Raw genomic sequence first — 14,181 nt, 5'->3', positions numbered from 1 at the left:
TCGAGCACACGCCAATACGTTAGCCCCTATTGGCGTGCGTTCGCAGGCTCTCAACCGGGGCCCGCGCCCGCAGCGGCATGGGTCCGGCCGACCACCGGCTGTCGGTAGCCGGCGTCGCGCACCGTCCGTCGCACCGCCTGATCGACATCACCCACCCGGCCCTCCGGCACCAGGGCGATCACGCAGCCGCCGAACCCGCCGCCGGTCATCCGGGCACCCAGCGCACCGCCGCGCACCGCGGTGTCGGCAATCAAATCGAGGTGTCCGGTGGTGATCTCGAAGTCGTCGCGCATGGACGCATGCGAGGCAGTCAGCAGGCGGCCCGCCTCGGTAAAATCCGAACCCTCCAACGCCGCGACGAAATCCAGCACGCGCTGGTTCTCGGTGAGCACATGGCGGGCACGCCGGGCGTCGACCGGGTCGCCGATCGCGGCAAGCGCCGAGACGTCGGCGACGGCACGCAGTGACGAGACCTGCAGAACCGCGGCTGCCCGCTCACATGACGCGCGGCGTTGCGCGTATTCACCTGCGACGTGACGATGCCGGGCCCGGGAGTCGATCAGCAACAGCGTGATCCCGGAAGCGTCGGGGTCGAACGGCACCGGCCGGATGGCGAGGTCACGGAAGTCGATCAGCACCGCCGTCGACGGCTCCCCGAACAGCGCGGCCAATTGGTCGAGTAAACCCGTTGGCGCGCCGACGTAGTCGTTTTCGGCGCGCTGCGCGAGCCGGGCCTGCTCGATGCGGTCGATGCGGACACCGGCCGCGGATGTGATGGCACCCAGGACAGCGCATTCCAGCGCCGCCGAGGACGAGAGCCCGGACCCGATCTCGACGTCGCTGGCGATCGACATCGCTCCCCCGGGCACCGGATGGCCGGCGCCGCGCAGTGCCCAGATCACCCCGGCCACATAGCCGGCCCACCCGGTCACCCCACCGGGGGCGGTGTCCAGCGGTATGCGCTCCGCGGCATCCATGTGGTCGCTGCCCACCGTGATCGCGTCGCCGCCATCGGGCGCGAACGTCACCACCGTGCGTTGCGGCAACGCGATAGGCAACGCCCAGCCGAGGTTGTAGTCGGTGTGCTCGCCGATCAGGTTGATTCGCCCCGGCGCGGCGTAGCGGACCGTCACGCAAGTTCTCGCAGCCGCTCGGCGACACTTTCCGGCGTCACGTCACTGATGAACGCATCCATCGCCGACTCGGAGCCCGCCAGGTATTTCAACGCGGTGGCGCTGCGGCGAATCGACATCAGCTCGACGTGAAAGTAGCCCTCCGGCTGCGCGTCGGTGTATTGGTGCAACGCCGAAATGTACGGCAGCGGGCTGGAATACATGCGGTCGAAGCGGCGCAGCACGTCGAGATAGAGCTGGGAGAACCCGTCCAGCTCGTCGGCGTCGAGTTCGATGAGGTTGGGCACGAACCGGTTCGGGTAGAGGTGCACCTCGACGGGCCAGCGCGCGGCGAACGGCACGAAGGCGGTGAACAGGTCGCTGCGGGCGACGATACGACCGCCATCAGCCACCTCATGGGCCAGCAGATCTTGGAACAGGTTGGTGCCGTGGCGTGTTCGATGCTCGCGCGCCTGATGCAGCATGGTCGCCGTCCGCGGCGTCAGGTACGGGTAGCCGTAGATCTGACCATGCGGATGGGTCAGCGTCACACCGATCTCCTCGCCGCGATTCTCGAAGCAGAACACCTGCTCGATGCCCGGCTGACTCAACAGTTCGGCGGTGCGATGCTGCCACGCCTCCACGACGAGGCGGGCGTGCGGCGCTTGCAGGCCGGCGAACGACCCGGTGTGGTTACCGGAGAAGCAGATCACCTCACAGCGGCCGTGGCCCGGCGCCGAGGCGAAGCCGTCGCCGACCGGTGAGAGTCCGCCGGCGCCGGAAAGGCTCGGGAACCGGTTCTCGAAAACGACGACGTCGTAGTCGCGCGCGGGCACCTCGCTGGTCAACCCCGTCGGACCCGGACACAGCGGACACTGATCGGGCGGCGGCTTGAAGGTGCGGTCTTGACGCAACGCCGCGATGATCACCCACTGACCGGTAGAGCGGTCGAACCGCAACTCCGAATGTTGCTTGTCCCGCGGCGGCAGTGGCCGACGATCGGGAACCGGTTGCGGAAGATGACCGGGCAACGCGAAGAACAAGATGTCACGGTCATCGGCCAGCTTCGCCCGCGTCGGCGCGGTCACGTTTCGAACAGTAACCGACCCGTGCCGTGGCCGCCCCCGCTCAGTCGAGTGTGGCGAGCCAATCGGCAATCGCCTGGCCAATCTCGTGCGGGCTGTCCTCCTGCATGAAGTGACTACCACGCACCGTCACCTCGGTGAGATTGGCCCAGCTGCGACAGAACTCGCGCTGCGGTCCCGTGAGAATGGCTCCGGGGTCGGCGTTGATGAAAAGCTTCGGAAAGTCGGTTGCGGGCAGCCACTGAGCGTAGTCGGCAACGATCTGATGGACGTCGGCGGGCTCGCCTTCGATCGGGATCTCGCGTGGCCAGGTGAGGGTCGGCCGGCGATGTTCCGGCGCGGTGAATGGGCGTCGGTATTCGTCATGCTCCGCGGGTGTGAGACTGCGCAGAATCGCCCCGGGCAGGACCGCCTCGACGAACAGGTTCTTCTCGATGACCATCTGTTCTCCCGCATCGGAGCGAAACCCCTGAAAGATTTCGGTCACGGCCTCAGGCCACTCGGCCCAGGTGAGTGGCCGGACGATCGCTTCCATGAAAGCGATACCGCTGACGCGGTCGCGATGGCGGTTGGCCCAGTCGAAGCCGAGGGCGGAGCCCCAGTCGTGGACGACCAGGACGACATCGTCGCCGAGTTCGAGCTGATCAAGAAGTCCGTCGAGGTAGTGGCGGTGCTGGGCGAAGCGGTAACTGCCCGGACCGGTGTCGTCGAGTTTGTCCGAGTCGCCGTGGCCGATGAGATCGGGCACGAGGCAGCGACCGCGATCGAAAACGTGCGGAATGACGTTGCGCCACAAGTACGACGACGTCGGGTTGCCATGAAGGAATACGACCGGTCGGCCCTCCCCGGTCTCGTGGTAGGCCATCCGCTTGCCGTCGACGATCAGGTACCGCTTGCTGAGTGGGGTGGGATCGATCGCAGTCATCGGGGCCTCCTGGCGCACTTCTTCGAAGAATCGGCAGGTTGTTTGCTGACGGCGATCTTAGCCGGGCGGCGGCCAGCGGGCTTCAGGCCCATGGCGTCGAGTTGCTAGCGCGGCCTTGGATCGAATCGTGCTACAGGGCACAATTGCAGTATGCACGTAGCGATCAGTGGTGCCGGGGTGGCAGGTGCGGCGCTCGCGTACTGGCTGCATCGCACCGGCCATACGCCGACGCTGGTCGAACAGGCGCCGAAATTCCGCACCGGCGGCTACGTAATCGACTTCTGGGGCGTCGGCTACCAGGTGGCCAAACGCATGGACATCGAAGACCGGATCCGTGCTGCCGGATACCAGATCGAACGCCTGCGCTCGGTCGGCTCCAGCGGCAAGATCAAAACCGATGTGAATGTCGACGTCTTTCGCGGCATTCTCGGCGACGATTTCACCAGCCTGCCGCGCGGCGATCTGGCAGCCGCAATCTACTCCACGATCGATGGCAAGGTCGAGACGATATTCGCCGACAGCATCACTGCCATCGATCAGCACAGCGGCGGTGTCCGTCTGGCCTTCTGCACAAGCCCCCCAAGAGATTTCGACCTGGTCATTGGCGCCGACGGACTGCATTCCAATGTACGTGGACTGGCCTTCGGCTCGGAGCGCAACTACGAGCATTACCTCGGCTGCAAGGTCGCAGCTTGGGTCGTGGACGGCTACCGGCCACGCGACGACCTGAGCTACGTCACCTACAACATTCCCGGCAGACAGGTGGGCCGCTTCGCGCTGCGCGGCGACCGCACGATGTTCTTGTTTATTTTCCGCGCCGAGCACGACCGCGTCGGTGGCGTCGGTGAGACGCCAAAAGACCAGCTGCGCAACGCGTTCGACGGAGCAGGCTGGGAATGCCGAGAGATCCTGGCCACGCTCGACGATGTCGATGACCTCTACTTCGACGTTGTGAGTCAGATCCGGATGGACAGCTGGTCTCGCGATCGGGTGTTGCTGATCGGTGATGCGGCCGGATGCATCTCCCTGCTCGGCGGCGAGGGCACCGGCTTGGCGATGACCGAGGCGTACGTGCTGGCCGGGGAGTTCGAGCGCGCCGGGGGCGACCATCGCCGGGCCTTCGAAGCCTACGAGGCGCGGCTGCGTCCTTTCGTTGAAAGCAAGCAAACCGGAGCGACCAAGTTCATCGGGTACTTCGCAACCCGAACCCGATTCGGCCTGTGGTTGCGGAATATCGCGATGCGCACGATGAACTTCGCACCGCTGGCAACGCTTTTCGCGGGCAGCGTGCGCGACGACTTCGAATTGCCTGACTATGGCATCTAGTGCCGCTGGGGGTTAGGCGTTGCGCCCGGCTATAAGCGACAAATCTGCCGCGCTAGCGGGGTTGTCGCGGATAGCTGGGCACATTGGGTGTCGGGGCCGCCATGTGACTGGTGTAGTGTCCGCGGCGGTACGTCCGCGTTGATGTTCGCTGTGGGTGAACCTGCGAAATCGATTGGTGGGTAGGTACTTTCTGCACGGTTTTGTCAGAGGGCGCCGATAGGTTAGGTGCTCTGGACTGGCAGGCGGTCACGGTGGCGTTCGACGGGTTGGATGCGGCGCTGGATGTGGTGGCGGGCCTGAACTTTGACGCGTTGAGCACCGCACAGTGGGGGGCGCTGCTGGGGCGCTGCGAGCAGGTGCGCCGACGCATCCTCGGTGCCCGAGTATCAGCTGATCAACCATTTGGCCCGCCAAGCCAGCGCCGCAGCGTTGGGCGGCAAGCTCACGCATGCGATCGCCGAGTGGACCCTGAGCAGCCGGGCCGAGGCCAGCCGGCGCGGACTGACCGGTGAGCCGATCGCCCCGGCGTGGCCGCCACCGCGGCCGCACAATGCCACCATGACGGGCTCACCGCCGGGCTGCGCGCCCTGCTGGCCTCCGGAAACCTCGGCCAACACACGGGCTGCCGGCCAGCATCATCGTGTCCACCACCCTCAAGGACCTGCAAGCCGCCGCCGGCACCGCACGGACCGGCGGGGGCACCACCGTGCCGATGTCGGATGTGGTCCGTCTGGCCGTTCCATCACCCCGAAAAACTGCTCCGCGACGGAGACGACGACGACGAATCCCCATAGCTAAGACCACAATTACGTTGCAGCACACCGCCATACGCGGAAGCTGCACACTGCAACCAGGCCTACGAGCCTCGCTCGGCGGATCTGCACCACCAGGGGCCGTCAGCTCATGCCGCTGGCTCCGTGACTCGCCAGCGGAGCCGCGGCCCCCGGTACCGGCGGCACGTCATTGATCGCCCGGATGCGGATCCGCGCGCCGCGATGGGGCACCACGATCACGTGCTTGAGCTTCTGCCGTTCACCGGATGCGGTGGTGGTCGTCAATGCGACCCGCCGCAAGATCTCCCGCAGGACCACCCGCATCTCGACCAGGGCGAAGGTCGCGCCGAGACAACGCCGGTTACCGCCGCCGAAGGGGAACCACGTGACCGGACTCAATGTCGCGCCGAGCATGCGATCCGGATCGAACCGGTCGGGTTCGGGGTACAGCGTGGCGCTGCCATGTACCAGACCAATCCCCGGAGCAACCATGGTTCCCGCGGGCAGTCGATAACCGGCCAGCTCCACCGGCCTGGTCAGAACCCGGCCCACGTCGAACACCACCGAGCGGCTCCGCAGCGTCTCCTTTGCCAGCGCATCCAGATACTCGTCGCCGGCCGGGTCACCCGCCGCACTGGCATCGGCGGCCCGTACCGCCTTGGCGAGGACGGCCGGGTGGCGCGTCAGCCGCTCCAGCGCCCACGACAACGCGGTCGCCGTGGTGTCGTGGCCGGCCACCAGCAACGTCATCAACTGGTCGCGAAGCTCGGTGTCGGTGAGCGGACCCGTGTCGTCGTCTGCGGCGCGGACCAGCATCGCCAGAGCGTCGGTGCGTGTCGCGAGGTCGGGGTCAGCGCGTCGATCGGCGATCTCGGCGTAGAGCAGCTGGTCCGCTTCTGCGATGCGGCGACGCAGCCGTCGCCACCAGCGATGGCGCAGCAGGTCGGGCTTGACCAGTGCCAGCGAGTCCCACGGAGCCACGCTGAGTAGCCGGGGCATGACATCGCGCAGCGCAGCCAGCCGGGCCGGGTCACTGGCACCGACCACGGTCCGCAGGATCACCTCGAGGGTGATCTCGGACATCTTGGGCGCCACCGCGAAAGCACGTCCCACGGGCCAGGTGGCAATGTTCTCCGCGGCGATCTCGGCCATCAGCCGGGCCTGCCGCGTGACCGCGTCGCGGTGGAATGGCGGCAGCATCATGCGGCGACGATCCCGGTGCATGTCGTCGTCGATCACCAGCAGCGAGCTGTCGCCGAGCAGCCCCCGCAATATCGAATTCGCTTCGCCGGCGTGAAAGACGCTCGGGTCACCGGCGAACACCGTCTTGATGTCGGCCGGGTCAGCAAGATAGACGATCGTCCCCACCCCGGCCACCCTCAGGGTGAAGACGCCGCCATAGCGGCGGTGACACCCGTCCACGAAATGCGAACCACCGGTCAACATCATTAACGCCTGCACCCACCGGGGCAGCCGGGGTCCGCGCGGTAGCGTCCCGGACGCGGCCCTGCCGATCGACATAACCCGATGTTCGGCGTTACCGGGCCTGGGGTCAACGTCCTGAGGAATGCCCGGTTCGGTGCCGCTGGCTACCAAGCCCGGCTGTCAGCCGCTTACCTGGCGTGTCGGCACCGGCGGCGGTGAGTGCGAGCGCGATCATCACGTCGGCGTAGGTAACGAAGAGCCCGATCCAGTACGACCACTTCATGGTCGGATCTGGCTGCGACAGGAAAAACATGACCAGAAAAATCGGTCCGACAATGCCGAAGACGAACATCATCAGCTGGATGACGACGTACCGCCGCAAGGTTGCCACTCTGCAATCTCCCATCGGGCCGGGTGGCGGGTCGGCTTACCTTACCGCGCTTACCCGGGTGACTGGTCGTCGTCCGGATCTGGTTGTGCCCGAGCGGCTTTCTGCCGGGCAGCAGTCGCGGCGGGCGAATGTTCGAGATAGTCCATCGCCATCTGCGTCGACGCCTCGGTGCTCGGGTGATGACTCGGCCGCAGGTAGCGGAGCGGCACCGTCACAAGAATCCGCCACGGACCCGGCAACTTGTACTGGCGCGCCGCTCGCAGCCAGTCCCGCCAACGCCACTTCGCGTCTATGGTCGGGTCGTTGGCCATCAGGTAGCGGGCTCCGGCAATCCACCACGACACGAATAGCGGCGCCGTCATCAACATCGAGAATGCTCTGATCGCGTAGTTCCCGCAGATGTTCTGGTAGACGTCGAACACCAAGGAGCGGTGCTCGATTTCCTCGGCCCCATGCCAGCGCAGCAGATCCAGCATGACCGGGTCGGTGCCGGCATAGTCGAGACCCCGGTTTTGGATCACCCACTGGCCGAGCACCGCGGTGAAGTGTTCCAGCGCCGCGACGTCGGCCACCCGTCGGTAAAGCCACCACCGTTGTAACGGCTTGGGCCAGTTGGTGCGTTGGTTTCCCAGCTTGGCCAGCCACTTTTCCAGCTGCTGGGTGTAGGGCTGGGTGTCGATGCCTTGCTCGGCGAGGTGGTCGAGGACGACCTGGTGCGCCCAGGCGTGCCATGACTCCTGCTGGATGAAGGGCTTGATCGCGGCTTCGAGTTCGGGGTCGTCGACCAACGGCGCTGCCTCGTCGACGACCCGGATGAACCACCGCTCGCCCGCCGGCAACAACAAGTGCAGCTCATTGAGCATGTGGGTGCTGAACGGGTCGCCAGGAACCCAGTGCAACGGCGTGTGCGACCAGTCGAACCGAACTTTGCGGCGATGTGTTGGGTATCCGTCGTGCCGCATTTCCTCGACGGCAGTCATCGGCCACTCCTCCCACTCAACCGAGGTGTGTTTCGACCCGCATCCAAAGCGGCGGGGCACGGCGCCCCTTCGATCGCACCGGATATACCCGCTGAACCCGACGGCGAAACCAACCTCGAGCCACCTTCCGAGGAGGTACCCCGGGCCAGGCGTTGCGGCGAACCCAGATCAAGACCGAGCAATATCGCCGAGACCGCTACCGTCCGATACGCGCCACCCCCGGAACCTCGCCGCGGCCGGCGGCACGGCCACAACGGCCAACAACGCCGGCCCGGTCAGTAGGAGGGCACCAGCAGCGGCCGCCCGCACGTCCGCGGTTACCCGGCCCGCTGCCGGGCAATCGGCGCGCGCGGAGTTTGTTGCCGAGTCATTTTTCGGTTACCCGGTGATCTGGGACGGGTCGTGAGCTTGCCGCTCACTGTTCGCATCGGCCGTTCGGCGCCGCGCCTGCCACCCAAACACCAGGATCCACGACACTGCGACGAGCGCGAAGACGGCGATCGCGACCGGGGCGGACCACCCGGACGGATACACCACTCCGGTGATGTAGTGCGCGATGAATCCGTCCGGCGGCAGCGGCGCCATCCCGGCATGGGCCCTGCCCCATCGCTCGAGACCCGTCAGCGGACAGTTGAGGTGGCCGGTGAAACTCACCACCGACCAGCCGACAGCGAACGCATGACAGGCAATCGTCCGACGCCATCGCAACGCGACAAACCCGCCGACCACCAGGTAGGCGATGTAGGCGAAGTGGGCGACAACCACCACGACGACTACGGCGATGTACATGTTCGCGGTCAACGCACGCACCCTCCACTACCCGCCCAACGCCCGCTTACCACGGTAGATCGGATGTTCGCCGGTTTCATCGAGTCGGCACCCGGCCGACGCTACGGAGCCCTCACAACGGCAGGCATCAAGTCCGCGACTTAAACACCTGCCCAACGGGGTAACCGGTGGGCGTGATGAGAAGCGCCCAGCGTCTCGATGGATACCGCAAGCGGTTGTCCACACAGTCATGTCCGCGGTGTCCGGCGAGCTTGCGCATCGGTCACGACGACTCGCCCCACCAAACGCAGCAGCAAAGGAGAATCCCGTGACCCTCTCAAAGTCCCCGTCGACGGTGGTCATCACCGGAGCCAGCGCCGGCGTCGGGCGAGCGGCCGCCCGCGGATTCGGCAAACACGGTGCCCGAGTAGGGTTGCTGGCCCGCGGCCAGGCCGGGCTGGACGCGGCGGCGGCGGAGGTGGAGCAGGGCGGCGGGCAGGCGCTGGCGATACCGACCGACGTCGCCAGCTTCGACGAGGTCGATGCCGCGGCCGAGCAGGTGGAGAGCCGATTCGGTGCGATCGACGTATGGGTCAATGTGGCGTTCACATCCGTGTTCGCCCCGTTCCACGAGATCACTCCCGACGAATACCGCCGCGCCACCGAGGTGACCTATCTCGGCTTCGTCTGGGGCACCATGGCGGCGTTGCGCCGCATGCGGTCCCGCGATCGCGGCACGATCGTTCAGGTCGGGTCCGCCCTGAGCCACCGCTCGATCCCGCTGCAATCGGTCTACTGCGGGGCCAAACACGCGGTCAACGGATTCACCGAGTCATTGCGCACCGAGCTGCTCCATGACAACAGCAACGTCCATGTGACCGTCGTCCAGATGCCGGCGCTGAACACTCCACAGTTCTCCTGGGTGTTGTCCCGGTTGCCCCGGCAGCCGCAACCGGTGCCACCGATCTACCAACCGGAGGTCGCGGCGCGCGCGGTCTACTATGCGGCGAAACACCCCAAGCGCAAGGAATACTGGGTGGGCGCCAGCACCACCGCGACCCTGTTGGGCCAGCGGCTTGTTCCCGCCTTGCTCGACCGCTATCTGGCCCGCAACGGCTACTCGTCGCAGCAGACCGATCAACCCAACACTCAAGACGCCAATCTGTGGCAACCGGTGGACGACGAAGACGGTAAAGATTTTGGCGCGCATGGAGATTTCGACAGTCGCTCGCACGCGGTCAGCGCCCAGTGGTGGCTGCGTGAGAACGCCAAACCGTTGGCGGTGGCGGCCGGCGCGGTACTGGCCGGCATCGCCGGCGCCGCCGCCCGCCAGTGATCCCGTCTAGGCCGTTTCGGATTGGGCTGCTTGGGGTAAACCACAAACGCCCCGCAACCGGAAGACACCCATGACCTGCTCTGTCGATGAGGCCACGCGTGTTGGCTTGCCCAACCGGACCTTTCGGCCGCTACCGGCAATCCCACGACTGCCGCAACGTGTTCCAGCGCCATCCGAGAAAGGTGGCAGGCGACCGGATCCACTGGGCCCATGACCTTCGTCGGACTCCGATAATGGTGCCGCCTACCTGGTTGACCACGATCGCATGGATCGCCTTGGCATCAGGCTTCGCCTCGGCGGTGATCATTTTGATCGACGTCTACGCTCGCGGTTATCGGCAGCGAATGGGCATTATGGAAGCCGTCTGGCCGATTACCGCGCTGTACTTCGGGCCGGCCGCGGTGTGGATGTATTGGCGTTACGGCCGACCGAACAGCCGGCGGTGGCTTCGACAGCACCAGCTTAACCGGCCGCCTGACAAACCGAAGTGGGCCACCACTGCCATCGGGGTCAGTCACTGTGGCGCGGGATGCACCCTTGGCGACATCATTGCCGAGTTCGCGGTTTTCGCCTTGGGCGTGGAATTGCTTGGCCGTGCTCTGCTGCCCGAGTACATCGGCGACTATGTGGCCGCGCTGGCGTTGGGAATCTTGTTCCAGTACTACGCGATTGCGCCGATGCGTGGCCTAGGTTTCCGCGACGGCATGGTAGCGGCGGCCAAAGCCGACGTCTTGTCGCTGACCGCATTCGAGGTGGGGCTGTTCGGCTGGATGGCAGTGATGTCGTTCGTGCTGTTTCCGGCTTCACCGCTACATCCCGACACCGCCGCGTACTGGTTTCTGATGCAGATCGGCATGATCATCGGGTTCGCGACGGCGTGGCCGGCGAACGTCTGGCTGATTCGCCGCGGAATCAAAGAAGCTATGTAGCGGCTGCGTGTTTGCCACCGCCGAAATGGAGTTTCAGTGACCCTTATCCTGGCGTTCGGCGTGGTGCTCCTGATCAGCGTGTCGCTGTCCGGGGTTGCTGCCCGGACCGTACTGTCGAGTGCGCTGATGTTCCTCGTCGCCGGCGCCGTACTCGGGCCGGGGATCCTCGCCTGGAACAAGATCGGCCCGAACGACCCGCTCGTCGCCACACTTGCCGACGTCGCGCTGTTCACCGTCTTGTTCACCGACGGTCAGCGGGCCAATCTTCAAGAGCTGCGCGAAAATTGGTCTTTATCGGGCCGCGCGCTGGGGATGGGCATGCCGTTGACCATGATCGGGATCGCGGTGCCGGCCCATTTCCTGGCCGGTCTGAACTGGCCGACCGCATTTTTGGTTGGGGCCATCCTGTCCCCCACTGATCCCGTCTTCGCAGCCGCTATCGTCGGGCGCTCCGACATTCCGCAACGGTTACGCCGGCTGCTCAATGTGGAATCCGGTTTGAACGACGGACTGGCTCTGCCCTTCGTGATGATCTTCCTGGCCACCGCCCAGGGCGCCGGGTCCGAACTGGTGAAGGTCGGCGAGGAGCTGGTGCTCGGGCTGGCACTCGGCGTCGGCGTCGCCGCCGGCGCGGCATTGGCCTGGCGGGCGAAGGTACTCACCGCAGAACCGCACCTGCAGCCTCTAGGCCCCCTTGCGATCGCGGTGGTGGTGTATACCGGCTGCCACCTTACGCACGCCAACCCCTACCTGGCCGCGTTTGCCGCCGGTTCGACACTGGCCACCCTCGACCACGTCGCAGCAGCGGAGTTTCAACGCTTCGGCGATCTGCTGTCGGAGGTCACCAAGTTCGCCGCGTTGATCGTATTCGGCGCGTTGCTCACCCCGGAGTGGCTATCGGGATTGAGTTGGCGCGCTTGGGTTTTCGCAGTGATCGTCATCGCGACGATCCGGCCGGCCGCGATGTTGCTGTCACTTATGCGGACCCGCCTCACTAGACAGGAGCGACTGACCGCGGCGTGGTTCGGGCCGAAAGGTTTCGCCTCCGTTGTCTACGGGCTGCTGGCGCTACAGGCGGGGATAGCCGACAGAGAGCTGGTTTTCGATGTCGTCGCGGTCACCATTGCCCTGTCGATCGCGCTGCATTCGTCCACCGATGCGCCGATAGCCACAATGTTGCGCGTCGAACCCCCCGACGAGTTGCCGGGCTGTCGCCAGCAGGCCCCAACCGACGAAAAGTCGCCGGCGATCGCACGCTGAAACGAAGCGGGTTGGCGCCTTGGCGCGCTACGCTCCCCGGAAACCGATACTAGGCAAAAGTTAAGATTATTATCTAATCACGTCGCTAGGTGTGAGGAGGCGATTCCAGTGGTCGCCCTCAAGATGTTGATAGCAGGCGCATTCGCGGCGGGCGTGGTGGTGGCGACGGGCGAGCCGATGGCACATGCCGAGCCGCTGACCCCCGGCCAGACGCAGTACGTCAGCGATGGGGAGGACGATCGGCCTTGCCCGGATGGCAGCTGCCAGCGGCCGCGCCGAGCGACGAAGCCACCTCGGGGTGTCATGGGGTGCGTCAGGGGCGTCTGCATTCCCCGGCGCGTTCGCCCATAGCCCGCTGAACTGGCGCCAAACGCGAAATAACCGTCTCTGCAACCGGTTTCGTGGCCCAACGGGTGCTGTCTCGATGGCCCAGCATGGCTGCTAACGTTGCCGGCTATGGGTGCCTTGGATGGACGCGTGGCCTTCATCACCGGCGGGGCCCGGGGGCAGGGGCGCGCACATGCCCTGGCCTTGGCGGCCGCGGGGGCGGACATCGTCGTCGGCGACGTGCCCGCGCCAGTGGCAAACCTGAGCTACCCACTCGGTACCGAAGCGGAGCTACGGGATACGGCCAAGCTCGTGGAAAAGCTGGGCCGCCGCTGCCTGCCGATCACCCTCGACGTCCGCGACCCGGCACGGGTCAGCGCTGCGGTGGAGCAGACGCTCGCCGAGCTGGGCAGCCTGGACATCGTGGTGGCCAATGCCGGCATCGTCAGCACCGGGCGGCTGGAGGACGTCAGCGATCAGGTGTGGCAGCAGCTGGTAGCCACCAACTTGACCGGCACCTTTCATACCCTCCGGGCGGCCATACCGGCGATGCGCCGCCAGCGCTACGGCCGGATCGTAGTGACATCCTCGATGGGTGGGCGAATGGGCATCCCCGAACTCGCCGCCTACAACGCCACCAAGTGGGGTGTCATCGGACTGGCGAAGTCGCTTGCCCTGGAGGTTTCCAAGGAAGGCATCACCGTCAACGTGGTCTGCCCGACCACCACCCAGACACCGATGGTGCAGCCGACCGGAAGTGACGACGTTCCCGATGATTTGGTGCGCCGCATGATGAAAGGCAATCCGATACCGCTGCCGTGGTTGCAGCCCGAGGATGTCAGCCGCGCAGTGGTCTACCTGGTCACCGACCCCGGGGTCATCACGGGCAGCGTCCTGGAGATCGGCCTCGGCAGTAGCGCCCGGATGCACTGATGTCGCGTGAGATCCAACGCTGCGAAATCGGGCGCTGCCCGTCGCCGTAGCGTCCCGTCAACGCAAGTATGACGGACCGTGGCCGGCGATCCGGATCTCCGGCACCCCGCTGCGTGCCCCGGCCTCAGATCCATCGTCGCTTGCTGGAAGCGAAATATTCATCCGTTCACCGGCTCCGATCCCGAAGAGCTGGGGACTTCGGTCCCTAGCGGCCGGCACCGGGTCGGCAAAGACTGAGTTTGCAACGTCCGCGCCCTGAGCTCTAGTGACCACGGCCTGCTTGGCGCCGACTTGCGGTACTGAAAGATGACATGTGATGGGGACCCCCTCAGCTCAGACGCTCGTTGATGTGGGCGTCAGTAAGAGTTTTCGGGAGCTTGAGGAGGTCCCACTGATGACGATGGTAGGCGGGTTTGACGTGCACCGGAAGCAGATCACGTTTGATTACGTGGACGACGACGGTGTGGTGCACTGGGGTGAGATCCGGCCGGCAACCCGCAAGATGCTGCGGGGTTGGCTGGGTAAGCACTGCCCGAGCGGGGACGCGGAGTTCGCGCTGGAGGGCTGTACCGGGTGGCGGTATGTGGTCGAGGAGCTGGCCATGGCGGGGG

13 protein-coding genes and 2 pseudogenes are annotated in these 14,181 nt (G+C 65.8%); 7 read left to right on the top strand and 8 right to left on the bottom strand.

From position 1 onward, the window contains the following. Positions 1-50 precede the first annotated feature (50 nt). From B4U45_RS18415 to B4U45_RS18405, 3 genes are read right to left on the bottom strand one after another with little or no spacing between them, the layout of a single operon-like run. On the bottom strand, positions 51-1,133 hold the full coding sequence (locus tag B4U45_RS18415; RefSeq protein ID WP_075548755.1) for a galactokinase: 1,083 nt from the start codon (positions 1,131-1,133) through the stop codon (positions 51-53). Continuing rightward, on the bottom strand, positions 1,130-2,200 hold the full coding sequence (galT, locus tag B4U45_RS18410; protein ID WP_075548754.1) for a galactose-1-phosphate uridylyltransferase: 1,071 nt from the start codon (positions 2,198-2,200) through the stop codon (positions 1,130-1,132). The genes B4U45_RS18415 and galT overlap by 4 nt, the downstream gene beginning before the upstream one ends. 40 nt (positions 2,201-2,240) lie before the next feature. After that, positions 2,241-3,122 (bottom strand): haloalkane dehalogenase, encoded by an 882-nt coding sequence (locus B4U45_RS18405; protein ID WP_075548753.1) that lies wholly within the window; start codon positions 3,120-3,122, stop codon positions 2,241-2,243. Positions 3,123-3,272: 150 nt separating this feature from the next. Between B4U45_RS18405 and B4U45_RS18400 the strand changes: the two genes are divergently transcribed. After that, a complete protein-coding gene (locus B4U45_RS18400) occupies positions 3,273-4,448 on the top strand; it encodes an FAD-binding domain (RefSeq protein WP_075548752.1) in 1,176 nt (391 codons plus the stop codon). Positions 4,449-4,834: 386 nt separating this feature from the next. On the opposite strand, the gene B4U45_RS30120 is transcribed toward B4U45_RS18400, so the two are convergent. Next, on the bottom strand, positions 4,835-5,065 hold the full coding sequence (locus tag B4U45_RS30120) for a hypothetical protein (protein WP_075548751.1): 231 nt from the start codon (positions 5,063-5,065) through the stop codon (positions 4,835-4,837). Here B4U45_RS30120 and B4U45_RS30115 point away from each other — a divergent pair. Further along, positions 4,988-5,184, top strand: a pseudogene (locus B4U45_RS30115) (DUF222 domain-containing protein); the annotation flags it as partial. The gene B4U45_RS30120 and the pseudogene B4U45_RS30115 overlap by 78 nt on opposite strands. A gap of 160 nt (positions 5,185-5,344) precedes the next feature. Here B4U45_RS30115 and B4U45_RS18385 read toward each other — a convergent pair. The 4 genes from B4U45_RS18385 to B4U45_RS18370 form a co-directional block, all read right to left on the bottom strand. Next, a complete protein-coding gene (locus B4U45_RS18385; RefSeq protein ID WP_075548750.1) occupies positions 5,345-6,742 on the bottom strand; it encodes a cytochrome P450 in 1,398 nt (465 codons plus the stop codon). A 31-nt stretch (positions 6,743-6,773) separates the two neighbouring features. Continuing rightward, entirely contained in the window at positions 6,774-7,001 is a 228-nt protein-coding gene (locus tag B4U45_RS18380) for a hypothetical protein (protein ID WP_240316571.1), read from the bottom strand. Positions 7,002-7,087: 86 nt separating this feature from the next. Continuing rightward, on the bottom strand, positions 7,088-8,017 hold the full coding sequence (locus tag B4U45_RS18375) for a metal-dependent hydrolase (RefSeq protein WP_075548748.1): 930 nt from the start codon (positions 8,015-8,017) through the stop codon (positions 7,088-7,090). A gap of 378 nt (positions 8,018-8,395) precedes the next feature. Next, on the bottom strand, positions 8,396-8,818 hold the full coding sequence (locus B4U45_RS18370; protein ID WP_240316570.1) for a DUF2784 domain-containing protein: 423 nt from the start codon (positions 8,816-8,818) through the stop codon (positions 8,396-8,398). Between the two features lie 295 nt (positions 8,819-9,113). Here B4U45_RS18370 and B4U45_RS18365 point away from each other — a divergent pair, with 295 nt between their 5' ends. The 5 genes and pseudogenes from B4U45_RS18365 to B4U45_RS18345 form a co-directional block, all read left to right on the top strand. Further along, a complete protein-coding gene (locus B4U45_RS18365) occupies positions 9,114-10,121 on the top strand; it encodes an SDR family oxidoreductase (protein ID WP_240316569.1) in 1,008 nt (335 codons plus the stop codon). 251 nt (positions 10,122-10,372) lie between these two features. Next, a complete protein-coding gene (locus B4U45_RS18360) occupies positions 10,373-11,050 on the top strand; it encodes a DUF4396 domain-containing protein (RefSeq protein WP_241780313.1) in 678 nt (225 codons plus the stop codon). Between the two features lie 36 nt (positions 11,051-11,086). Further along, positions 11,087-12,310 carry a cation:proton antiporter gene (locus tag B4U45_RS18355; RefSeq protein ID WP_075548745.1) on the top strand — a complete coding sequence of 408 codons (1,224 nt, stop codon included), beginning with the start codon at positions 11,087-11,089 and terminating at the stop codon, positions 12,308-12,310. 456 nt (positions 12,311-12,766) lie between these two features. Beyond that, on the top strand, positions 12,767-13,570 hold the full coding sequence (locus B4U45_RS18350; RefSeq protein WP_075548744.1) for a mycofactocin-coupled SDR family oxidoreductase: 804 nt from the start codon (positions 12,767-12,769) through the stop codon (positions 13,568-13,570). A 394-nt stretch (positions 13,571-13,964) separates the two neighbouring features. Then, a pseudogene (locus tag B4U45_RS18345) lies at positions 13,965-14,181 on the top strand (IS110 family transposase); the annotation flags it as partial.

The organism is Mycobacterium persicum (genome assembly GCF_002086915.1).
Lineage (GTDB): Bacteria > Actinomycetota > Actinomycetes > Mycobacteriales > Mycobacteriaceae > Mycobacterium > Mycobacterium persicum.
This window is presented reverse-complemented; position numbering and strand designations above follow the sequence as displayed.